Consider the following 24,195-nt stretch of genomic DNA (forward strand, 5'->3'; position numbering starts at 1 on the left):
GGACAAAACAGGGAATTTGTCCACGGGCGGTGCCTGACACCCAAAAGACAAAAAAGAAAAAAGGGCAGGAACGCTAGCAATGCTACAATGTTCCTGCCCTTTTAATTTTATTTGCCTTTGATTTCAAGCAGTTTTTGTTTGAGTTCGGTTTCCATGGTGACGAGTTCTTGTTCGGCGATGCGCCGTTTGTGTCGGCCTTCTTCCTGGATCCGTAATGTTTCTTCGAGAGTAGTAATTAGGTTGGCTTGCGTCTTTTTCAGTGTTTCAATGTCAACAAGGCCGCGCTCGTTTTCTTTTGCCGTTTCGATTGTATTGGTTTTAAGCATTTCCGCATTTTTTAATAATAATTCGTTCGTCGTTTTCGATACTTGCTTTTGGGCTTCAACTGCGTGCCGCTGGCGAATCAACGTCAGAGCTATCGCGACTTGATTTTTCCAAAGTGGAATAGCGGTCATGATCGACGACTGAATTTTTTCCACTAAGGCCTGATTCGTGTTTTGAATTAGCCGTATTTGCGGCGCACTTTGAATCGTAATTTCCCGGCTTAACTTTAAATCATGCAATCGCTTATCCAAACGATCGGCAAATTGCATCATATCATTTACCTCTTGGAATTTCATTTGATCGTTGGTTGCTTCGGCCACTTTTTTTAATTGAGGTATCTCTTTTTCATGCATGTCTTCGAGCTTGATTTCTCCTGCCGCGATGTAAATATTTAAAGCATGGAAATATTCCTTATTGGTTTCATAAAGCTGCTCTAATAGCTTGATGTCAGATAAAAGCGCGTTTTTGCTGCGGTCAAGCTTCACGCTGATCCGATCAATTTGTGCGCCTGTTTTTTGATATTTGGAAAGCACCTCTTGCAGCGATCCGGATATTTTTCCAAAAATACGCCCAAAAAAGGATGGCTTACCATCCTTTAGCTCGTCCGGATTTACATCATTCAGCCTTTTCATGAGGTCGCTAATGATTTCCCCAATTTCACCCACGTCCTTGTTTTGGACGTGCTCGAGCATGGTCTGAGAAAAGGATAACAGCTTGCCTTGTGCCTGGGTTCCATATTGGATCATGGCTTGATGGTTAGCTGGATCGATTTGCTGGGCAAGCTGCAAGGCTTTTTCCCGATGTTCCTCTGGAATCACATCAATCAATTTTACCGGCTTAGCCTCATTTGTTTGAACTACTGGGCTTTTTGCAGGTCCAAAGCCATCACCAAAAGGATCTGCGAGGATATCATCCAAAAAGCCTTCAGATTTATTGTTTAGGCCTGAATTATTTTCACTCATTTTAACCACCTGTTCTCTTCCGGAAATTTCGCATCTTTTTGTTTATTAATAGTATGCTTTGCAACATCTATTTCAAAATTAAGCGTATCGATATCATTCGAAACGACTTGATATAAATCCTCTTCTAACACCTTGGTTAATTCATTAAGGGTTTGTCTGGTTTCGATAAGGGATTGGTTCATCTCCAGGTTTTTCTTCGGTTGAGCAGAAAGGAAATTATATTTTTCCGTCAGTTCAACAACGGAATCAAGATGGGAAAAATAAAATGGCTCTGCCTTGTAAAAACGCTTTGGTTCTTTCAATGCCATTTTTTGTATTTTCTTAGTAACCCTCATGATATCTATGCGTTGTTTAACGGATGAAAGATCACGAATCGTTAACAGTGATTTATTGAGGCGACGGATTTTTTTACTAGCTTCTGCCAAGTTTTTTCGAATGTAACGATATTCCTTCATTGATAACTGATGTTTTTTTAAAAAAATGGAGCTCATGATAAGCGCCAAAATAATATGGACTGCTATGCCACCTGCAATGGCATACCCAAACGCTGGCAGGATATGTTGATGAAAAACGAAACTACTGATCAGTCCGGTTAATATTGTAACGGGAATGGCCACAAATGAACGAATAATAAATGACAAAATCGGATTCATAATAATCGACTCCTGACTATAATCCTTTCTATACATACGCTCCATAAAAACGAATGTTTCGCATTCCCCGGCAAAAAGTCTGCTGCAACAGAAACTAATCGTTCTTATTACTTCCACAATACACCAAAAATCTCCTCCTTTCCATAGACCTCAAGCGGAAATAAAACTAAGACCTAAGACGGATAAGGAGAAATTGATTGTGATTTTTTCACATGGTGCCTGACACCGTAGAACGGAGTTTCTTTTCCAGATAAAGTCTGTCGTGAATTAATTAATTTTCGTAGATTTCGATTGGCAGGTCATCCGGGTCAGCAAAAAACGTGAATTTCTTGTTTGTTAATGGGTCTATACGAACAGATTCGACATTTATTTGCTCTTTTTTTAAATAAATGACAGCTTCTTCGATATTGTCTACTTCAAATGCGATGTGCCTTAATCCCGCTGCTTCAGGATAACTCGTACGCACAGGGGGCTCAGGAAATGAAAATAACTCAATTTGATATTGGCCATTCACTTCCAGGTCAAGTTTATAAGAATTCCGCTCCGCTCGAAAGACCTCATTCATTGGCTTTAGTCCCAAAATTCGCACATAAAAATCTTTGGACCTCTCATAATCAGAACAAATTATAGCAACATGATGAATCTTCTTTAACTTCATAACATTATCCCTCCTAAAATAACTCGCCGACTGGCATGCCCGGCAGGGTGAAGACAGAGGCGTAGTTGTCCTTATGCCTGATAGGCAAGTTATGCTTTCCTATCGGCCAAAAAACTACCCCCTTGCCTCAAAACCAATACAAGGGGGTCTATAAAACTTCCTAAGCCAAAACACACAAAGCCCCATCAGAACAATGTTCACTGTGAAGTGTCCACCCTACGAGGACAAAAGGCGAAAATGTCCACGCGTGGTGCCTGACACCTTAAATGACACCTTAAAAATCCTGCGGCCGCTCCTTGTTAATTCCGAAGTGGTAGAGGATGGCGTCGACGATTCGTTTGGAGGCGCTGCCGTCACCGTACGGGTTGGAGGATTTTGCCATTTTGTCGTGGGCTGCCTTTTCTGATAGTAGTTCGTCTGCGAGGCTGAAGATCGTTTCTTCTTCTATGCCGGCAAGTTTCAATGTTCCAGCCTCAATACCTTCTGGACGTTCAGTTGTGTCACGTAATACAAGTACAGGTACGCCAAGTGATGGAGCCTCTTCCTGAACACCGCCAGAATCCGTTAAAATCAAGTAAGCTCTGGAGGCAAAGTTATGGAAATCAATGACGTCTAATGGTTCGATCAAGTGAATGCGCTCATTATCGCCAAGCACTCTCCCAGCAATTTCTCTAACAACTGGGTTCATGTGCACTGGGTAAACCACTTGTACATCCTGATGTTTTTCCACAACTCTTCTAATTGCACGGAACATATTCTCCATTGGCTCTCCCAGATTTTCACGTCGATGTGCTGTCATTAAAACTAATCGGTCAGACCCAATCTTATCTAAAACGGGATGGTTATAATTCGGTTTAACAGTAGTTTTTAAAGCATCGATCGCCGTATTCCCCGTAATAAAAATAGATTCTTCTTTTTTATTTTCAACTAAAAGATTGCGTTTTGATTGAATGGTCGGCGAAAAATGAAGATCAGCCAAAACTCCGGTCAACTGCCGGTTCATTTCCTCCGGATATGGAGAATACTTGTTATGTGTCCGCAATCCTGCCTCCACATGCCCAATCGGAATCTGGTGATAAAAAGCAGCCAAACTAGCAACAAAAGTCGTTGTCGTATCGCCATGAACTAACACCAGATCCGGTTTAACTTCCTCCAAAACTTGACTAAGCCCATTTAAACTACGGGTTGTCACTCCAATTAATGATTGACGTTCCTTCATAATATTTAAATCATAATCCGGAGTGATTTCAAAGATATGTAAAACTTGGTCCAACATTTCCCGGTGCTGTGCTGTCACTGTAACGATGGATTGAATTTGATCCGGATACTTTTCCAATTCCTTCACCAGCGGTGCCATCTTAATAGCTTCCGGTCTTGTTCCAAAAATCGTCATTATTTTTAACTGTTTATTCATAAGGACCTCCAAGTAATCTTTCTATACCCTCTATTAACAAAAATGTTCAACAATTTTTCAAATGTTGGGTTTAACATTGCTTTTTAAAAAAATCAAGTCTTTCAGTTCATTAACATAATAACAAAATAGACCAAAAGGGGAAAGCTGACAGGTTCATTTAGTATGACTTCTTTTTTATTATAGCTGTGTTAAAGGAGATTGTTGATTTTCTATACCTGTAAGATTGGAGCGGAAGGCGCGAGACTTCTCGAAAAATGATTACGCACTTCCTTTGTGAGTGAGCGAATTCAATGTTGTCATTCCATATCCTGCAGAAGTACGGGACTGGGGAGACCCTGCAGGCGCTTTAGGTACCGAGGGTGCTTCCCTAACTGCTCGTGCCTTGAGCGGAAATCAACAGCGAGGTCTAAAACAGCCTTTAATATAAGAAATAAACCCAATACAAGCCTAAGCCCTAACCATTTGTTCATTTTTTGCATAAATAATAAATAAAGGAGTGGATAAGCATGAACTTTATTCAACGTCTTATTCCGGCTTCCAATACTAAGACACGGCCAGGAATACCGATGGTTCCTAAATACTTGACCATTCATGAAACTGATAATACAGATGCCGGAGCGGATGCCGCGGCTCACGAACGCCTGCAGGAACGCGGGAATGACCGAACAGCCTCCTGGCATCTAACTATTGATGACCATGAGATGATCCAGTCCATCCCCTTTGACGAAGTGGCGTGGGCTGCCGGTGATGGGCCAAATGGACCAGGTAATCGAACTTCCATTCATATTGAAATGTGTGTAAATTCAGACGGAAATTATGAAAAAACAGTTTCAAATACAGTGGAAGCCGTTCAATTTTTAATGAATAAATTCAGTATCCCAATCGACCATGTGGTTCCTCACAAGCATTGGTCCGGAAAGGATTGCCCTAGAAACTTGCTGCCAAGATGGGCTCAGTTCATTAAACGATGCCAAGGCGGAGTAGATGGCTGGATCAACCAAGATGGCAAGTGGTATTTTTACCAGGAAGAGAAAAAGCAGACGGGTTGGGTAAAAGATAAAAGTAAATGGTATTATCTCGATGCCAGTGGTGTTATGAAGACTGGCTGGGTATTGATTGACAATAAGTGGTACTACTTTGACTCAAGTGGTGCAATGCGATCCGGTTGGATTAAAGTAGGAAATAAGTGGTATTATTTAAATTTCGATGGGTCCATGAGAACGGGCTGGCTCAAATTTAACTCCAAATGGTATTTTATGAAACCAAACGGAGAAATGGCGATAGGCTGGATTCAGGATAAAGGCAAATGGTATTATCTTGATCCAGACGGTTCCATGGTGACCGGAACACATATCATTAGCGGAAAAAAATATACCTTTGAACTGAACGGGGCATTGGTAGAAGAAGGAACGAATCGTCCCCCGGCTGTAAGCAGCACTGGAAATAATACTGACAGCAGCAAAAATGGAGACGGTGCACAAACGATCGCGTCATCAAGCGGAAGTGCGAATGACGGAATACCATCTCAACCCACTGCTCCAACAGGCGGTGTCACGGATATAAGCAACAGTGTGGCCTTCGATCAAAATAGAGAAAACCAAAACAAAATCATCACACAAGCCAATTCAAATGACGTGAAAAATGATGAAACCCGAACGGTTAGCAGCCTCAGCAACCAAACTCAGACAACTCCAACAGAAACTACTCAGACAAGCGAAAATCAAAACAACCCCATTATCGGAAACCCTTAACAAAAAATCAATCATACAAAGCCTGCCTCACTCCGAAGCAGGCTTTTTCTAAATCGAAGAGCACATCTTGCACCGCTGTCCACCCCACGTGGACAAAACAGGTAAAATGTACACGTGCGGTGCCTGACACCATATTGACACCATATCTCTTTAAATTTTATTGTACAATATTCCGTTTCGCTCATTGGGGAATATACTTGTTATGGATTTCAAAAATTCCAAAATAGGGAGAGTGGGGTTTATTTGAAGAAGCGGGCCTATATTACTATTCCAATTAGTTTGTTGCTTGTGGCTATGATGGTGACTTCATTTGTTCTAATTAATATAAAGCCCTCTGCCGGGAGTATTTCTCAAGCACAAAAACTTGCTGAATATTCGAAGCCTGCAGTGGTAAGGATTGTCGATTATGCGATCGTGACTTGGCAGTTCAATGATTATAATCCTGAGGTTACTGCTGTTTTTAATCAATTGCAAAATCAAACGCTTGTTGGAGGTTCGGGTTCTGGAGCCATCATCAGTTCTGATGGCTACATTGTGACTAATGCACATGTCGTCGAGTTATCGCAAATGTCAAACCAGGAGATTGCCAATACGGCATTTAAACAATTGGTAACCGTTATGGCTAATTACTTTAAAGCGGATTATAACACTGTTTACAATTATTTGGTTGTATATACGAAATATCAAAACATTGAAAAACACACAAAAGTTTATTTGCCTGGCGGTGATAAATTTGATGGCGAAATTAAAACCTATAGTCCTCCAATAGGTCAAGGTAAAGACGTTGCAGTACTGAAAATCGAAGAAAAAAACCTTCCAACACTACCTCTCGGGAATTCTGATAACATCCAAAACCAAGATAGTATTTGGGTCATCGGCTATCCTGCTGCAGCTGATTCAGAAATTTTATCTCCTGCTTCATCACTCGTATCTACCATGAACGAAGGACAAATTTCTGCGACGACAAAAACAACAGAACAAGGCAGCCCGGTCATTCAAATAAATGCAGCAGCCACACACGGAAACAGCGGCGGGCCTGTCATTAATGATAAGGGACAGATCATTGGCTTACTAACCTTTAGAGGCGATACAGTAAACGGCCAAGAAGTTCAAGGGTTCAATTTCGCTGTTCCAGTTAATACGGTTAAAGAATTTGTCAATCAAGCAGGGGTTAAAAATACAAGCAGCGATGTAGATCAATTGTATAAAGAAGGCCTGACACTCTATTGGGGCGGCTATTACAAAGATGCTTTAGATAAATTCGAAGCCGTTCAGCGAATATATCCTAATCACTCGGAAATTAAAAGGTATATCACTGATTCAGAGAAAAGGGTGGGCAGCAGTAAAACATTATGGTCCGATTACGCAACGACTTTTTATATTGTTGATGGTGTAGCTGGTCTTCTTATTATAATACTGCTCGTATTCACTTTTGCATTTCGACCAAAAACCCCTGAAGTTGCGTCAGCACCCGACACAAATCCTCCACCTGCTTCAACAGCGTCTGAATCACAGGCAACCTCTCCAGAGAACACATTGGCCAGCCTAGCCAAAGACGGAAAAATCGACATGCAGGACCTGCTCAACACCCTGCAAGAACAACAGAAAAAACAACAGCAATAAAACAATGAATAACACTTCACCTATAGAGATTATAGTGCCTGACACTTATACACTGTCCTCCACGGGCGCACATTTGTCCACGCGTGGTGCCTGAAACCAATACCAGATAAAATAATAATGCTATGATATAAAAATGCTTGGGGATATCCATTTGCAAATGGTTGTTCCCACAGCATTTTTTCGGTTTTAGCGGTGCTTGCTGGATGGCCCGCTATGGAGTTTGAGAGCTTGAATTATGCTTTGGTCGGTGATGTTCGGGTTTGCTTGCAGGTCGGAGATGGTGCGGGCGAGTCGAAGGATTTTGATGTGAGCACGGTTGCTCCATCCTTTCTTCATTAGATATTTCTGGATACTGTTTTGCTGCTCCATTTTCAAAGCGATGTTTTTCATTAGAACTTCGTACGGCACCCTGCCATTGCAAATTTCTTTTCCATAACGGTCATATTGTCGTTCTCTGGCTTCCTCTACTCGTCTTCGGATCGTATTTGACGATTCCCTCATATCTCCCATGTTTGCTAAATCGAAGTCCACAGGACTTATCATTAGCTGAATATCAAAGCGATCCCTAAGCGGTCCAGAAAGCTTGTTTTGGTAAAATTGAATTTGTTTAGGGGAACAAGTGCAATAATGAGTATTTGAACCGGAATATCCGCAAGGGCAGGGATTCATCGCTGCAATCAAGATAAAGGAAGCAGGATACGTATTTACAGCATTTGTCCGGCTAATCGTAATGACCCCATCTTCCAATGGCTGTCTAAGCATATCCAGAGTTTTTTTTGAAAACTCTCCAATTTCATCAAGAAACAAGACACCACGATGGGCTAAAGATATTTCGCCCGGTTTTGGATATTGACCGCCCCCGATGATGGAAACACCGGATGCAGAGTGGTGGGGGCTTCGAAATGGTGGGACACCAATCTGTCTATATGAAATTCGGCTCAATTGATACAAGCTCATCACTTCAAGCACTGCCTCTTTTGATAACGCAGGCAAAATCGACGGGAACCTGGATGCCAGAAGGCTCTTTCCACAGCCAGGCGGACCGGTCATCAGGACATGATGCTCCCCGGCAGCAGCCACTTCAAGAGCATATTTTGCATCGATATGGCCAATAATTTGCTGAAAGTCAAAATATTCGCTACTAGCGTAGGTATCCTCCGTTTTTTTAATATATTTGGACTGTGGGAGATTGACTCGTTGCCCCGAAAGATGGCCAATCACATCTTGAAGGGATTTTACATAGATCATTTCCAAATCAAGAAAATCAAGCAACGGCAATTTTTCATCATAGGGCATATAAATCCTCCGAATTCCGAGATTTTTCGCCGCCAGTACGGCAGGTAACAGCCCTTCCACTGATTGAACAGCACCATCTAGGGATAGCGCACCAAAAAAGGCTATATTTTCTGAGGGCGCTGCCTCCAACTCACGCAAGCTTAGGAGTAAAGCAATCGCCATCGGGAGATCAAACATTGCCCCCATTTTCTTTTGGTCAGCTGGAGAGAGATTAATCGTAATCTTTTGCCCTATCAGCGTATAACCCAATGATCGGATAGCCGCATGAATCCGTTCCTTTGCCTCCTTAACAGCCATATCAGGCAGCCCGACAATTTTAAACGAATCATTTCCAACATATGTTCCTACTTCTACATTCATCCGATATCCTTCCATCCCTTTTAATCCAATACTTGTCACTTTGGCCCACATAATGTTTCCACCATTTCTTCCATAAAAATCTTTCCATCTTGCCAAATCATTTTGTCCGTTATTCGGGATTTCATATAGTGCAGGTAATATTGTGCAGGAGGGGCGGGAAAGTAGGAAAGTATTCGTGCGGAATCAATCAGCGGTTTTGTTTCGTTGAAAACATAAGCACGGTAGCTGCTCCACGGATATCCTTCCGGGGCTGTCACCATTCCTGCCGTGACTGGGTTTAAATGAATGTACTTGCTTACATCAATTTCATATTCGGGAGAATTCAGTAATTCTGCTCCATAACGTTTGTCAAACACGTGACCCGAGAAATCATATTTTTTATTGAAAAATTTTGCGTACTTTGTATTAAGATGTTTCATAATGATTGGGAGAGGTGTTTCGCATGTCTCGATCTGGAGATGTGTATGATTGGTCATTAAACAATAACTGTGAAGAATAAAGGGGTATTTGTCTTTGGCTTCTTCTAAAATGGCAAAGTATCTCTCATAATCCTCATCCTCCATAAATAGTGGGCTTTTCCTAATCCCCCTGCTCGTCACATGATACATTGCACCGGCAAACCATGTTCGAACCTGACGTACCAACTTCAATCACTCCTTTAATTTTATTTGAAATGTTTTACTAAAAACAATTGGCACTGTGGCTTTCTTTTTAATGGTGTCAGGCACCATCCCTTAATTTTTATTATACAGAGTTCCAACCATCATTTTACATAATTCGCAAATTTGTCGAAAATTGATCAGATTGATTTTCTAAGTCATTCGACGAAATTCCCCAGGAAATATGTATTTCTCATCGTTTTGATACTTCTGGAGTAAAATAAGGATAAAGTTCCTTCAACTTCCATCATATTTCTACATTCTCTTAAAATATTTAATTCGATTAAATCAGCGTTTTTTCCAGTTCAAGGAAAAAAAGAATGTCGAAATTCCCTTCACAGAACTATAAATACCGTTTAATATAAAAATAGAAAATTTAGGATATCAAAATATAAAGAGATATCTGGATTTAATAGACAATAAGGAGCGTGAAAAACAAGGAAGAGGAAGCCATTTATAGGCTGAGCTGCCTTAGATTGAAATGAACAAACTTGTAAGAGACTTTGCGTGGAAAAGAAAACTAGTATTTTTACTAGCCGTTTTGGTACTTGCGTTTGGATATGGAACTTCCCATTCTTATGCAAGCAGTATCACTGGCTGGAAGTTGGTAAATGGGAAATGGTACTACTTACAAAACCAAACTCCTGTGAAGGGCTGGAAACTCGTTGGAAACCAGTGGTATTATATGGATACAAACGGAGTTATGAAGACTGGCTGGTTATTCAACAATGGCAAATGGTACTTCTTGCAAAATAGTGGGGCCATGAAAACTGGATGGCTCTTTACGGGCGGGAAATGGTACTTTTTAGATGCAAGCGGAGTAATGAAAACAGGGTGGCTTCAGCAGGGTACTACATGGTATTATCTGCAAAACAGCGGAGCCATGCAAACTGGGTGGCTCCAGTTTGGCTCCAACAAGTACTATTTTAAAACAAGCGGGGCACGAGGCTCGGGACTGCAAACGATTGATAAAAAAGTTTATTATTTTAATAGCTCAGGGGTTATGCAGTCCAATCAATGGATAGAAGTAAACGGGAAGAAGTATTTCCTTCAAACCGATGGTTCAGCTGCTGCAGGACCTACTACTATTGAAGGCAAAACCTATTTTTTTAACATGGATGGAAGCCTAGCTGCAGGCTGGGGAACCAGCGGAAATGACCGCTATTTAACGAATAATGATGGGATCATCCAAACCGGATGGCAAACATTGGACGGGAAGAAATATTATTTTGACCAAAATGGTGTGATGGAGACAGGATGGTTCCAGGATCAAGGCAAAACATACTATTTTGATACTAACGGTGCCATGACAATTGGTGAAAAAACCATTGGCGATAATGGCTATTATTTCAATCAAGATGGGACACTTTTTTCTAATGGCTGGACAAGTGCCGACAGCCCAAAATACTATGCCAATCAGAATGGTGAACTGCAAAAAGCATGGCTTCAACTAAATGGCTTTTGGTATTACTTCGGCAGTGATTACTCCATGAAAACCGGATGGGTGCTAGACGGCGGGAAATGGTACTACTTAAACAGCCAGGGACAAATGCAAACTGGATGGCTCGTCTACAACAATGCTAAATATTATTTGAATTCAAATGGGACTATGCAAACTGGATGGTGGCAGAATCAAGACAACTGGTATTACTTCGGCTCTTCAGGTGCCTTGAAAACAGGCTGGTTCTTGATAGATGACGCGTGGTACTATTCTGATGCCAATGGAGTCAGACAGTCAGGCACAGTCACTATAAATGGAAAAGAATACTTATTTACCTCAGATGGTGTTTGGATTTCAGAAACTGGAGATTTAACTGGCAAAACGATTGTCCTCGACCCTGGTCATGGCGGCTATGACAGCGGGGCTACCGGTGGAGGAGTTTACGAAAAGGATATTAATCTGCAAGTAAGTTTGAAGTTTGCCGACCTGCTTAGATCTCATGGAGCAACCGTTTATATGACACGAAGCACGGACGTTTTTGTAACATTGGATGGACGAGTGGAATACTCTAATTCTATTAAACCAGATGCGTTTATAAGTATTCACGTCAATTCTTCAACAAGCGCAAGCGCAAGTGGGATTGAAACGTATTATAATTCTGTAGACGGGGTCATGCCGGCCCAAAGCACGGAGCTTGCAGATTGCCTTGAATCTCAACTTATTAAAACAACCGGCGCTGTAACCAGAGGTATTAAGGATGAAAGTTTCCGGGTAATAAGAGGCAATAACGCCCCTGCCGTTCTAGTAGAAATCGGCTTTATCACTAACGATCAAGAACGGGCAAATCTGCTAAGCAACAGCTACCAAAGCGAACTTTGCACCGGGCTCCTTAACGGTCTTGGGAATTTCCTCCATCAATAATCATCACATCACCAAAACCGCCTTCACATTTATCGTGAGGGCGGTTTTTCATTTAAGCAAATGCGGAATACCGCTCCTCCCTGCTTGCCGTTGCCTGCCTGAATAGTGCCGCCGTGACCTTCGATGATGGCTTTCGTGATAGCGAGCCCAATTCCTGAACCTCCTTCCTGCCCGCTGTAGAAGCGCTGAAAGACTTTTCCTTCCTCTCCCTTTGCCAATCCAGGTCCGTCATCTATTACTTCGATGATGAGGGTTTCTGTTAGTGCTTTATCTTGCTCGTTTTTCCCTTGGGTTCGATTCGACTCACGTTTAATTTTTTCATCCGGCCGCACACCCTTAGCCTCAAAAAGACTTCTGATCATCACAACAGAGTTCGCATAGCGGACAGCATTCCCCAACAGATTAATGAGGGCGCGAACTATTTTTTCCCGATCAACATTCACTTTTAAAGTATCTGGCACTTTACACTCCACTACTATGTCAATCCCCTTCTGTGCTGCTAGGCCGCCAACACTTTGCACGGCTTCCTGGATCACTGTCTCCAACTGCTCAGGTTTAATGGTAAAGCTCTCCTCTACACTCTCTAGCTTCGCCAAATACGTGATGCCTTCTACAATCCGTTTCAACCGCTGGCTTTCAGCAATTATGACATTCAAGCTCTTATTTACATCCACGCCAGTCACAATTCCATCTAAAATTCCTTCTGCATTCCCTTGAATGGCCATTAACGGCGTTTTCAATTCATGTGATGCATTCTGAAAGAATACCTTTTGATCTTCATCATACTTCTTCAGCCTGCGCGACAAGGCATTAAAGCTCTCCGCCAATTCACCGATTTCATCATTTGTTTGAAGACGGATTTCCCTATTTGCCCTTTTCAGCGAAAATTGTTTCATTTGTTCTGTCAGCATTCGAATCGGCCTCGTCAGCCCTCTTTGGAAAAATAACCCCAAGATCACGGCAATTAATGCAGAAATAATCAAACTGACAATTTGCGACCGGCGCATCAGCTGATTAAGCTCCTGAACTTGGTCGAGTCTGGCAACGAGCGTTACATAGCCTTTTGGCATTCCATTTTTCGCAGAAATTACTGCTGTTTTCGAAACGAATTTCTGCCCTGCCCCGTTGCTTTGCTGGAGGACATCCACTAGCGTCCCGCCTCTAAAATCCGTATAGATGACGGTCTGATCCCCAGTCCAAATGATCATTTTAGCCGACATTAACCGTTCTGTCACAGCAAGAGCTTTTCGATTCTTCAACTTCTTGCGGACAGCCTCCCTTGAAAGAGCTGTTTTATCAAGAAGTCCACTGACCACTTTTGCTTCTTTCTGCAGCTGCAGCTCAGTTTCATGGAGCAAATAGCGTTCTGAGATAAAATGGAAGGAAAAGCTAGTGATGAAAAAAATGCTAATAATTAAGATAAAGTAAGTGAATAATAGCTTAGATCCGATTTTCACGCTGCTCACTCATCCATTCGATACCCATATCCCCAAATGGTCGACAATTCCACTTTGGATTGGTTCACTTCCAGTTTTTTTCGGATTCTTTTCACCAGGTCGTCAATCAGCCGGCCATCTCCGGCATATTCATAGCCCCAGATAAACTCCAGCAATTCTTCCCGAGTAAATGGTTTGCCCTTGTTTTGGGACAAAAATACGAACAGCTCATACTCTTTTGTTGTCAATTTCATTTCCTGTCCGTCCTTTTCAATGTATCTTCTATCCAGGTCAATGAATACGTCTCGGATTTTTAATGTGCGCGTGCTGGTATTCACCATTTTTTCCATTCGTTTAAAAATATTTTTAATCCGGACCATTAATTCCCTTGGGCTGAACGGTTTTGTTAAATAATCATCCCCTCCGAGTTCCAGCCCCAAAATACGGTCAAACTCCCCATCCCTTGCTGATACAAAAATAATCGGGATATCGCTTGCGGTACGGATTTTTTTACAGAGCTCAAGACCATCCAAATGTGGCATCATAATGTCGATAATCAGCAGATCCGGCTTCAGTCTCTGCATCTCCTCATAGACATTTCGGCCATCTGAAAAAAGTGTTACTTTATAGCCTTCACTTTCTATATACTTTTGTAAAATGTCTCGGATGTTTTTTTCGTCATCGATGACAAAGATATGCTTCATAATCGTTTCACCTCAACTTCATTATATATGAAAGAAGAGATAGCGCAGTACCACTATCTCTTCAGGAATACCTTATTTTAGAATGGAAATTAACTGATCTAAATCCGCAGATACTTGATTCAATTTATCATTAATTTGTTGCGCTGTTGAGATGACTGTCTGATATTCTTCGCTGGCATCACCGCCATTTTTCAAAGTCTGTTTCAATGTCTTTGCTTCGCTCCGCTGGGATTTTAAAAGTGGCTTAAGCTGCTCACGAAGACCCTTAATTTGTTGTTTTACTGCTCTCGCCTGTTTTAATTTCTCTTTATCGCCGCTCTGTTTGACCGCAATCTCCAAATCCAACAGCTGATCACGCTTTGACAGAATTTGTTTCTTTAATTCAAGACGATCCTCCCGCAGCTGATTCAATTGATGAATTTGCGTTTTATATTGGCTCACCACCTGAAGCCTCTTCCCTAAATGGCCAGCTTGAGCACTAGTAGTAACCTGGGACGAATCACTTGAAGTCGACGTCGCCGCATACACCCCATGGACACCATAAGCACCTCCCAGTAGCATCACAGCCCCAACACCTGCAATCAAACCTTTCTTCACATTCATCAACCAACACTCCTTTCAACATGTCCTGCTTACAAATTCAAGTATAACCACTGGACCCGGCAAAACTTCGGAAGATATGTGTGAAAAGTATGTGAAAATGAGTTTTGAAAATTGGTGCCTGACACCATTGGTGGACAATTGTCCTCCTAGGGTGGACACGTTGTATTTAAAAAAGTTTTAGGGTTTGAGAGATATATCACATATTTTGTTCGACTGATAATTTAAAATATTTTAAAATCGATGAAATTGGGTGAGTGTGTTGGTAAGTAAAGGAGTTAGGAATTCTATTGCGTTTGAGTCGTTTCGTATTCTTGGGGTAGATTGCGTTTTTAGCTGCAGTCATCATGGGATTATTCCACCTGAGGAATCGGGTATCCGGTGTTGTTTATTGCAAAATGAGCAGTCTGCTGTTCACGCTGCAGATGGTTATGCCCGGGCAACTGGAAGACCGGGGGTCGTTTTTCTGACAACAGCAGCGGGGATTACAAATAGTATTACAGGGATCGCAACAGCCTACAGCGACTCTGTGCCACTTGTTGTGATTGCCGGAACACCATTAAACCCAAGCAATAGTCAAACAGCACAAGAGTTAGATATCATAGGCATGACCATGCCGATTACAAAGTACTCTTTCCCTATAAATGATTTAGATACCCTCCAGCCAGAGCTAAAAAAAGCCCTGGAAATGTCCACGAATGGAAGACCTGGGCCAGTATTAATTGAAATAACGAAAAACAACATCGGGAGTCCCACCCGTGAAGAACCGGGGAAAGTCCTTCCTTCAAAACAGGACATCCCACAAAAGAGATGGATGGATATTGCCAAGGAATGGATGGAAAAAGCAAAAAAACCCGTCCTTTTTATCGGCGGCGGGGTTATCTCATCAGGAGCAGCGATTGATTTAAGAGAAATCGTAAAGCATTCGCGGATTCCGGTTGTCAGCTCCTTGATGGGAATCGGCGCAATGGAGGCTGGCAATCCTTTATTTCTTGGGATGCTTGGCATGCACGGAACCTATGCAGCCAATAAAGCGGTGCATCACTGTGATCTTTTAATCAGTATAGGGGTTCGCTTCAGTGACCGCGTTACTGGAAAGGTGAGTAGTTTTTCACCGAATTCCAAAAAGATTCACGTCGATATCGATCCTGCCGAAATTAATAAAATCATTCCCGCTGACCTGCCTATTGTCAGCGACGCAAAAGAATTTCTTTTTCAATTAAAAGACAAACTGGACTATGAACAGATAAGGAAACATGCAGATGACTGGGTCAATGAAGCGGTAGATTGGAAACGGACTGTGCCACGTTTTGACAAATCTAACTGTTTCTTAAGCCCACAGACCGTGATTCAAACCCTGGCCAAGTATTCCGGTGACGAAACCATTGTCGTAACAGATGTTGGGCAACACCAAATTTGGACGGCTCACCATTACCGCTTTTCAAAGCCGAGGACCTTTTTAAGTTCAGGCGGCTTAGGGACAATGGGTTATGGGCTGCCTGCAGCAATTGGCGCAGCGGCTGCTTTCCCAGAAAAAACCATTCTCTGTGTTTCCGGTGATGGCAGCTTTCAAATGAATCTAAAAGAATTGGTGACAGCGGTCAAATACGAACTGCCGCTAAAAATGGCGATTTTAAATAACGGCTATCTTGGTATGGTGCGCCAATGGCAGGAGTTGTTCTACAACGGCCGCTATTCGGCCGTCAAATTAAGCTCCCCTCATTTTTCCAAACTAGCCGAAGCCTATGGCATTCCAGGTTATTATGCTCATTCCAGCCAAGAAGCACAGCAGGTGATTGAGGCTGGATTAAAGCATCATGGGCCTGTATTGATGGAATTCAATGTGGTCGAAGAGGAGAACGTTTATCCGATTGTGCCGCCAAATCACAGTAACCATCAGCTAATTTTATCGCGCTAAAAATGAAATAGAACTACTCTTTAACGAGTGGTTTTTTTTTCAGTCTTTTTTATTAGTGACATTTGCGAGCAGACTGCGTTAGTATATTTTTAATAGAATGGTTGATCTGTAAAAATTTACAAAAGGGGAAAAACTCATGTCTGACGATAAAAATCAACAAAACGGCATTTTTCGATCCGTCTGCTCTCTCGATTGCCCAGACCAATGCGGGCTGCTCCTCCACAAAAAGGATGGAAAAATTGTAAAGGTGGAGGGAGATCCGAATCATCCCGTCACCCAAGGAAATATCTGCAACAAAGTCCGAAATATGGCGGAGCGAATCTATGATGGAAAAAGGTTGAAAACGCCTCTGAAACGGATAGGACAAAAAGGAGAGGGAAAGTTCACCCCGATCAGCTGGGAGGAAGCTATTAGCACGATCACAACTCGGTGGAAAGAGATGATACAAACGGATGGGCCGGAAAGCATTCTCCCCTACAGTTTTTACGGGAATATGGGCAGGATTGCAGCGGAAGGTATCGACCGCCGTTTTTGGAATCACCTCGGCGCCTCGCAGTTGGACCGAGCCATTTGCTCATCCGCAGGGTCTGTCGGTTACAAATATACAATGGGCGGCAGCTTCGGAATCGATCCAGAGGACACCATTCATTCCAAGCTGATTATTTTTTGGGGAATTAATGCGGCCAGTACCAATATGCATCAGGTTGTCCTGGCACAAAAGGCCCGCAAGCAAAATGGCGCCAAAATTGTGGTCATTGACGTTCAAAAAAATCAGACTGCGAGATTGGCAGATTGGTTTATTCCGATCTATCCTGGAACCGACAGCGCCCTCGCTTTAGGGCTCATGCATATTTTGTTTGCTGAAAATATGGTTGATGATGATTTTTTACAAAAATATACGGTGGGATACACAGAACTCCGGGAACATATCGCTTCATACGATCCAGTGAAGGTCGCTGAAATCACTGGCGTACCTGTCGAAGATATATATAAGCTGGCTCGTATGTATGGAACCACTTCGCCGGCGTATATTCGGATTGGAAATGGGCCTCAGCATCATGATAATGGTGGGATGTTCGTCCGGACTGTTTCCTGTATGCCGGCCATAACCGGTCAGTGGCTTGTGAAAGGCGGAGGTGCCATTAAGGGGAACTCTGGATACCTTGCTTTTAATAGTGAAAGCTTGCAGCGTCCGGACCTTTTGAAAAATAAACATACCCGCGTCATTAACATGAACCAGCTTGGTGATGCCTTAATGGATCTGAACCCGCCGGTAAAATCGCTGTATGTGTACGGGTCGAATCCTGCGGTGGTGGCTCCTTCGAGCAATAAGGTCCGTAATGGTCTTGCCCGTGAGGATTTATTTATGGTTGTACATGATTTGTTTTTAACAGAAACGGCGAAATATGCTGATCTTGTTTTACCAGCCACTTCCTCGTTTGAAAATACGGATTTTTACACCTCGTATTGGCACCATTACATTCAGCTTCAACAACCGGTGATCGAACCATTTGCAGAGGCGAAGTCCAATGTGGAGGTTTTCCGCTTGTTGGCGGCGGGGATGGGGTTTACGGATTCGGTTTTTGCAGAAACAGAAGCAGAAATGATCGCTTCAGCTTTAGATCATCCGCAAAACCCTTATTTGGAAGGAATCTGCTATGAAAATTTGGTGGAGAAAACGTATATGAAAGCACAAACCAAACCACTGTTCTCTGGCGCTCTACCTACACCAAGCGGAAAAATAGAATTATATTCTGAGAGGATGAAGCAGGACGGTTATCCGCCACTCCCAACCTATATTCCTTTGGCAGACGACGGGGATTTCCGGTTTAGCTTTGTCCCGGGACCGACCCATCATTTCTTGAACTCTACTTTTTCAAACAACAGTAAGCACATTTCTCTCGAAAAAGAACCTAGGCTGTTTATGCATCAATTGGATGCTGAGTCATTGGGAATCAAGGATGGCGATTTAGTCCGCGTTTGGAATCTTCGTGGTGAGTGTATGATCAAAGCAGCGGTTGGCGAACAGGTTCTCCCAGGAGTCGTCGTCACACAAGGACTGTGGGCAGATGCCGCGGAGTCAACATATGCTGGAGCCCCGGTCAGCTCTGCAGGCCGTGCTGACACATATGTCCAATCAGCCAAATACCTCATCAACCAACTCACCCCCGACCGAATCGCCGACATGGGGGGCGGTGCCGTCTTCTTCTCCGGAAGAGTAAATGTAGAAAAGATCTAACGGGGTCATTCATTTTGGTGCTGTCTCATTTTGGCGGTGTCATTCGGTGGTGTCAGGCACCGCTCGTGGACAAATAGCCTCTTTGTACACGCTGGGAGGACATTTAGGAAAATATATCCAAAATAATATGATAGTAAGAAAAAAAGGAAGAGAGAAGTAGGGTACACTCCTCTCTTCTATTTGCTGCTGTTTAAGTAGTTTTATAGGCCTTGTAGCCTTTACCCAGCATTTCATGTACATTATGTGCGGTGACGTAGGCGTTTTGGTCGACTTCCTGGATGATATTTTTTAACTGGACGATTTCCTGTTTATTAACCACAATATAGAGGACCTCTTTGTTTTGTCCCGTGTAACCGCCACGGCCATCCAATACGGTGAGTCCACGTGACATTTTACTTGTAATATTCTCCAGGACCTTCTCGGGTGAATTGGAGATGATCATCACTGCCACTCTTTCATCTAACCCTTCAACAATGAAGTCAATGGCTTTCGCTCCAACATATACCGCCAGAAGTGTGTACATCGATTTTTCCAATCCGATAATAAAGACTGAGCCAGTGACAACGACAATATCCATAATAAGAACAGCTTTCCCCATACTCCAACCTAAAAATTGATTTGCCAAACTAGCCAAAATTGTCGTTCCACCTGACGTTCCGCCACTGCGAAAAACAAAGCCCACTCCTGCCCCAACCAACAACCCGGCAAAAATGGAGGCTAGCAGTGTATCGTGGGTTAACGGTTTTTCAATCGTTTCTGTCAATGACATAAAGATCGAGGATGCCGCGATGGAAATGAGCGTATACGTAAATGCCCGTTTTTCAAAAAACTTATAGCCTACAACAAGCAGTAGGGCGTTTAAAATAAAATTGACCACCCCCGGCGACCAATTAAACAAATAGTGGGCCACAATCGTGATCCCCAATATACCGCCCTCGGACAGCCGATTTGGGATTGTGAAATAGTTAACACCCACCGCATAAATAAGGGATCCGAACAAAATCAGCCATAAATCTTTCAACGTCTTTTTCATCTCTATAACTCCCTTTTCCCCATGCCAATCATTGCTAAAAACAAATCACTCTCTAATAGTCTCATAATCTATAAGACCCCCTCATACGAAAAATACCACAGTATCTAATACTGTGGTAGACAAATTTTTTCAAATATTGGTGTCAGGCACCGCCCGTGGACAAAACCGCCATTATGTCCACCTGGGATGGACAATTAGGATGCCCTGGGATTATGGTGTCAGGCACCATTTTTTTACTTGGTCTTGGAGCTGCCGACCCAGGCACCGCCGGCTCCAAGTTTGTAGCCGTTGATGGTGGTGTTGTAGGCCATTGAGCCGTCTTTGTAAAGGTAGTACCATTTGCCGCCGGTTTGGATCCAGCCGATTTTCATGGCGCCATTGGATGCTAGATAGTACCATTTGGTGCCTATTTTCACCCAGCCCGTTTTCATAGCGCCGCTTGCGTCGAGGTAATACCATGTGCTGCCGCTCTGCAGCCAGCCGGTTTTCATTACACCATTTCCATTGAAGTAGTACCATTTTCCGTTCACCTGAAGCCAGCCCGTCACTTTTTTCTCGGTAGATAGATTATAGTAATACCAGCTTCCGCCCGATTTCACCCAGCCTTCCAATGGAACAGTCTTCACGGTAATGGATGCAGCTGAGCTTACATTCCCTGAATCATCTTTTTCGAAAATTTGAACAACCGTCCCGCCAGCTTGCTGCGGAATATTGATCGTAAATGCCCCCGAACTACTCGTATAGGCAATGCCAATTTCCTTTTGTCCAACATAAACCGAAACAGTAGTATCTGGATCCGCTGTTCCCTTTACTTGTGTATCGCTATTCCAGATCGTACTCACAACAGGGGTATTTAAAGGTAATGGATTCGCCGGCCCAGTTCCTTGGTCTTTATTCAAAAAGGTATAAGTGACATTAGCGCCTTTGTTGACAGGAACAGAAAAGCCCTCTGCTGAGTTAAAACTTTCTACAACAGCCCCCCCGCCCCTTAGATTGGTGGTGCTGCCAGTGAAGATTTGCGGATTAATAGAATCAAAGAACGGATCCCCTTTGAAACCGTATAGGCCTGTAGGAGATTTCAACAACAAGGCAATACGGAAATCCGTCATTAATTTTCCAAACGTAATATTCGGGCTGATATACTTTTTCGCCACATCTTCAACAGCCTTATAATTATTATTAGGATCATCGATGATTTCTTTAAAAATCCGATCCCCTTGACCGCACTGAATTTTTAAATACTGAATAAATAAATAGGACAAAGAATAATTAGCCAATGTGTCGCCGGCATCATCCCAATATAACAGCGACTGCCCGTTGCGAATTGCCGCAGACTCGTTATAATACGCTAACCGGTCCTCTTGACCATGTCCCGAATAAATTTGTTCCGAAGCCATCGCCAAGCCTTCATCCAGCCATGTATCCATTGGATCTCCTTTTTCAACAAGGACATTTTGGTTAAAATTCACCATATGCTGGAATTCATGTGCCAATGTACTGTATGCTTGAGTGACATCTTTTGTCGTACCAGTACCCATCGTTGGGTAGGTGTCAATGTAAAAAATTTCCGATTTATTAGATTGTGCCGTGTTATATAAATCTTCAGCCCCGAAATATCCGGCAACATAACCGCCGGTTTCAGCAAAATCATCCTGAATGTCATAGCAAAGAATATTAATCTTTCCATCATGGTTGATATCCGGTGCCGCTCCAAAATTGTTGGTAACTTCCGGATAAATATTCGTATCAAATTCCGCCCCCAGCTTGGCCGCATCTGTGTCCGAAATTTGATTATTATTCACCCAAACCTGGGCTTTCGTTCCACTGTAAGCTAACCTGGCACTGATTTGATAATTTTGGTTCGTGTTCAAGTCGGTTACCCAAAACAATTTGCTATCGCCCACATGGTAAACCGTGGTGGTTGTTAGCATACTTTTGCGAATGACTTTATTTTGGCTAACGGTTCCGTCAAAAGGTTTATTGTAATCTACCTGATAAGTGCCGGATTTTAATCCTGTTTTTAAACTTTTAAGCTCCAGACTTCCCGTAGACTGTGAGGATATTTCATCTGTTGACTCATTACTGATCACAACATAACGGTCACCTAAGGATGTGCTGCTTTTTAAGTTACTTGATGGGCTCGGAGTATAAGCAACATCTTTAAGTGTTCGGGCAGCATTCTCCGGCTGCTCCATTTTTCCTGACTTTAAGACGGTACTTCCTAAACCTTCAGCATATCCCGTAGCAGGGGCAAGCAGCAGCGGAAGTGCTAGAACCATAGCTGTCAATTTGCGCAAAATCCTATACCCCATTTCATTTAATCTGATTTTCTATTATTAATATTCTACCAAATTATCAATCTTTGATATATCAAAAAAACTTATTTAGTCTTTGAAAAGTTTTTCCATATATATGAGGTCGGGACCTTCTTTCTTGATTAATAGGAAACAAGGCAAAAGAAATTGCTCAAAAAGCAAAAGCTCCCCAAATTGATGGGGAGCTCTTGTTTTAAAAATATATGGCTGCCGCCCTTTCGAAAGAGAGGCGGCCATTTCCTAACAGGATTTATTTTTCATCAATATAACGCTCAATCAAACTTTTAACTAAAGGGCTCGCTTGTTCAGGTAATTCTCTTGGATTAAAAAATCTAGCATCTATCGTTTCCTCGCCATCAATTTGGATGTCATTGTTCTTTAAATCCTTAGAAGCGTACGCAATCGTGACAGGATAGAATTCATCCCCGTTTGCCAATTTTACAAAATACTGCTTCCCAGAGAAAACGCCCACTAATTCCAGCTGGCCGACTTCAATTCCCGTCTCTTCATATACTTCTCTCCTTGCAGCCTCTTCAGCGGACTCTTCCAATTCCAATAATCCGCCTGGCAGTCCCCAGACTCCATTTGGTCTTTGCTGAAGCAAAATCCGGCCTTGTTCATCTATCACACCAACCACCGCCCCGACCAAAATCAGCGGCCGTGTTCCAATTATTTTTCGCAAATCTTCAATATATCCCATGTATTGCCTCCAATAAGTGTATTTAAATCATTATATTATTCGAGGGGATCAAATCAAGCACCTCTTTCTATTTTTGTTTATTAACAAATTTTTAATAGTTCAATTTTATGATGAATTTCGGTGTCAGGCACCAACAGTTGTATAATGATGAAAAGGAAGGTGGATAAGTTGAAAATAGGAAAGTTTCTCCATTATAAAGGAAATTACATATTGTTTTCGATTGTCTTAATTGCACTGATTGGCTCTGGTTTCTATTTTTCGCATCACACTAGTGGGCAGGTGCAGATTCCAAAACATGTGAGTTTAAAGTATGGACCAGATTCTAAACAATCGTTAGATCTTTATGCACCTGCTGTGAACAGAAGCAAGAAGCTGCCAGTGATCATTTATGTTCATGGCGGGGGCTGGAGCGGTGGGGATAAATCGAATGTAGCCGAAAAGCCTGCTTTTTTTACGAATAACGGGTATGTTTTTATTTCCATTAATCATCGGCTCTCCCCAAAGGTAAGCTATGTGGATATGGCTGATGATGTAGCAGAGTCCGTAAAATGGGTTTATGATAACGCTGCGAAATACCAAATTGACCGCAGGAAATTAAATTTGATGGGACACTCTTCGGGCGGGCATTTGGTCATGCTAATCGGAACAAACCCAGCTTACCTAAATCGTGTCGGCCTTTCGCCGCAATCCATCAACTCGATTATCAGCTTAGAAGGTCCTTTGGATTTAACTGCTTTTATTCAAAGGATGGGCAGTTATAAAAAGGTTTTCGGAAATGACCAAAAGGTTTGGGCTGAAGCTTCGCCGGTTACCTATGCTTCTAATAAAAAACTGCCTCCAATGTTTTTAGTAGCACATGGGAATGGTTCAATTGCCTCGTTTGTGGATCAAGCAAAAGGTTCAGGCAATACGATTGAATCTTTTAGTGTTCAAACATTAACGCATAGCGGCGTTACAGCCGTTCTCGGGGCAAGTAATGCATCTGACGAGGCGAAAAAAATGACTAATGCCGTTTCCGCATTTTTGAAAAAATATAACCCTTAAGGTACTTTCAGCACTTTAGTAGTTTCTTGGCGTAGAAGCTTAAAAGGAACGGAATCCCCAAATTAAAAACGTTGATAAATAAACGTCATCTACCTTACAAAAAAACAGACTAAATAATCGCTAATAGAAAAGACGCTTTAACGT

The 24,195-nt window shown here is 42.5% G+C and carries 19 protein-coding genes; 7 read left to right on the forward strand and 12 right to left on the reverse strand.

Features of this window, described 5'->3' with window-relative positions; all coding sequences use genetic code 11:
- Window positions 1–107: 107 nt before the first annotated feature.
- The 4 genes from HPT25_RS04420 to wecB all read right to left on the reverse strand — a co-directional run bounded on the left by HPT25_RS04420 (window position 108) and on the right by wecB (window position 4,011).
- The gene (locus HPT25_RS04420; protein WP_173060497.1) at window positions 108–1,286 is read right to left on the reverse strand and encodes a toxic anion resistance protein; all 1,179 of its coding nucleotides are present in this window, start codon (window positions 1,284–1,286) and stop codon (window positions 108–110) included.
- Window positions 1,283–1,984 (reverse strand): 5-bromo-4-chloroindolyl phosphate hydrolysis family protein, encoded by a 702-nt coding sequence (locus HPT25_RS04425; RefSeq protein WP_246277135.1) that lies wholly within the window; start codon window positions 1,982–1,984, stop codon window positions 1,283–1,285. The genes HPT25_RS04420 and HPT25_RS04425 overlap by 4 nt, the downstream gene beginning before the upstream one ends.
- Window positions 1,985–2,210: 226 nt before the next feature.
- Window positions 2,211–2,597: an SMU1112c/YaeR family gloxylase I-like metalloprotein gene (gene gloA2, locus HPT25_RS04430; protein ID WP_173060500.1), complete on the reverse strand. Its 387-nt coding sequence runs from the start codon at window positions 2,595–2,597 to the stop codon at window positions 2,211–2,213.
- 274 nt (window positions 2,598–2,871) lie between these two features.
- A complete protein-coding gene (gene wecB, locus HPT25_RS04435) occupies window positions 2,872–4,011 on the reverse strand; it encodes a non-hydrolyzing UDP-N-acetylglucosamine 2-epimerase (protein ID WP_173060503.1) in 1,140 nt (379 codons plus the stop codon).
- A 277-nt stretch (window positions 4,012–4,288) separates the two neighbouring features.
- Between wecB and HPT25_RS28260 the strand changes: the two genes are divergently transcribed.
- The 3 genes from HPT25_RS28260 (at window position 4,289) to HPT25_RS04445 (ending at window position 7,385) form a co-directional block, all read left to right on the forward strand.
- Window positions 4,289–4,438: a hypothetical protein gene (locus tag HPT25_RS28260; protein WP_217269625.1), complete on the forward strand. Its 150-nt coding sequence runs from the start codon at window positions 4,289–4,291 to the stop codon at window positions 4,436–4,438.
- A gap of 79 nt (window positions 4,439–4,517) precedes the next feature.
- Complete coding sequence (locus tag HPT25_RS04440) at window positions 4,518–5,762, forward strand: N-acetylmuramoyl-L-alanine amidase (RefSeq protein ID WP_173060506.1); 1,245 nt, start codon at window positions 4,518–4,520, stop codon at window positions 5,760–5,762.
- A 243-nt stretch (window positions 5,763–6,005) separates the two neighbouring features.
- The gene (locus tag HPT25_RS04445; protein ID WP_246277136.1) at window positions 6,006–7,385 is read left to right on the forward strand and encodes a S1C family serine protease; all 1,380 of its coding nucleotides are present in this window, start codon (window positions 6,006–6,008) and stop codon (window positions 7,383–7,385) included.
- A 186-nt stretch (window positions 7,386–7,571) separates the two neighbouring features.
- On the opposite strand, the gene HPT25_RS04450 is transcribed toward HPT25_RS04445, so the two are convergent.
- Window positions 7,572–9,092 (reverse strand): YifB family Mg chelatase-like AAA ATPase, encoded by a 1,521-nt coding sequence (locus HPT25_RS04450; RefSeq protein ID WP_173060509.1) that lies wholly within the window; start codon window positions 9,090–9,092, stop codon window positions 7,572–7,574.
- Window positions 9,077–9,685, reverse strand: a complete 609-nt coding sequence (locus HPT25_RS04455; RefSeq protein ID WP_173060512.1) for a transposase — start codon at window positions 9,683–9,685, stop codon at window positions 9,077–9,079. Before HPT25_RS04455 ends, HPT25_RS04450 begins: the two co-directional genes overlap by 16 nt.
- Before the next feature lie 496 nt (window positions 9,686–10,181).
- On the opposite strand from HPT25_RS04455, the gene HPT25_RS04460 reads away from it, so the two are divergent.
- Window positions 10,182–12,062 (forward strand): N-acetylmuramoyl-L-alanine amidase, encoded by a 1,881-nt coding sequence (locus HPT25_RS04460; protein WP_173060515.1) that lies wholly within the window; start codon window positions 10,182–10,184, stop codon window positions 12,060–12,062.
- 29 nt (window positions 12,063–12,091) lie between these two features.
- Here HPT25_RS04460 and HPT25_RS04465 read toward each other — a convergent pair whose 3' ends face one another.
- The 3 genes from HPT25_RS04465 to HPT25_RS04475 form a co-directional block, all read right to left on the reverse strand.
- A complete protein-coding gene (locus HPT25_RS04465; RefSeq protein ID WP_217269626.1) occupies window positions 12,092–13,420 on the reverse strand; it encodes a sensor histidine kinase in 1,329 nt (442 codons plus the stop codon).
- Between the two features lie 104 nt (window positions 13,421–13,524).
- The gene (locus HPT25_RS04470) at window positions 13,525–14,202 is read right to left on the reverse strand and encodes a response regulator transcription factor (protein ID WP_173060521.1); all 678 of its coding nucleotides are present in this window, start codon (window positions 14,200–14,202) and stop codon (window positions 13,525–13,527) included.
- A 72-nt stretch (window positions 14,203–14,274) separates the two neighbouring features.
- Complete coding sequence (locus tag HPT25_RS04475; protein WP_173060524.1) at window positions 14,275–14,805, reverse strand: hypothetical protein; 531 nt, start codon at window positions 14,803–14,805, stop codon at window positions 14,275–14,277.
- A 250-nt stretch (window positions 14,806–15,055) separates the two neighbouring features.
- On the opposite strand from HPT25_RS04475, the gene ilvB reads away from it, so the two are divergent.
- Both ilvB and HPT25_RS04485 read left to right on the forward strand, forming a co-directional pair.
- Entirely contained in the window at window positions 15,056–16,720 is a 1,665-nt protein-coding gene (ilvB, locus tag HPT25_RS04480) for a biosynthetic-type acetolactate synthase large subunit (RefSeq protein ID WP_312857268.1), read from the forward strand.
- A gap of 136 nt (window positions 16,721–16,856) precedes the next feature.
- Window positions 16,857–18,959 (forward strand): molybdopterin-dependent oxidoreductase, encoded by a 2,103-nt coding sequence (locus HPT25_RS04485; RefSeq protein ID WP_173060527.1) that lies wholly within the window; start codon window positions 16,857–16,859, stop codon window positions 18,957–18,959.
- A 190-nt stretch (window positions 18,960–19,149) separates the two neighbouring features.
- Here the strand turns inward: HPT25_RS04485 and HPT25_RS04490 are convergent, their stop codons facing one another.
- The 3 genes from HPT25_RS04490 to HPT25_RS04500 form a co-directional block, all read right to left on the reverse strand.
- On the reverse strand, window positions 19,150–19,992 hold the full coding sequence (locus tag HPT25_RS04490; protein ID WP_173060530.1) for a YitT family protein: 843 nt from the start codon (window positions 19,990–19,992) through the stop codon (window positions 19,150–19,152).
- 233 nt (window positions 19,993–20,225) lie between these two features.
- Window positions 20,226–22,289 (reverse strand): Ig-like domain-containing protein, encoded by a 2,064-nt coding sequence (locus HPT25_RS04495; protein ID WP_173060533.1) that lies wholly within the window; start codon window positions 22,287–22,289, stop codon window positions 20,226–20,228.
- 268 nt (window positions 22,290–22,557) lie between these two features.
- A complete protein-coding gene (locus HPT25_RS04500) occupies window positions 22,558–23,007 on the reverse strand; it encodes an NUDIX hydrolase (RefSeq protein ID WP_173060536.1) in 450 nt (149 codons plus the stop codon).
- Between the two features lie 159 nt (window positions 23,008–23,166).
- Here HPT25_RS04500 and HPT25_RS04505 point away from each other — a divergent pair, with 159 nt between their 5' ends.
- Complete coding sequence (locus HPT25_RS04505) at window positions 23,167–24,051, forward strand: alpha/beta hydrolase (protein ID WP_376767971.1); 885 nt, start codon at window positions 23,167–23,169, stop codon at window positions 24,049–24,051.
- The last annotated feature ends 144 nt before the right edge of the window (window positions 24,052–24,195 follow it).

It is taken from the genome of Neobacillus endophyticus (assembly GCF_013248975.1).
GTDB lineage: Bacteria > Bacillota > Bacilli > Bacillales > Cytobacillaceae > Neobacillus > Neobacillus endophyticus.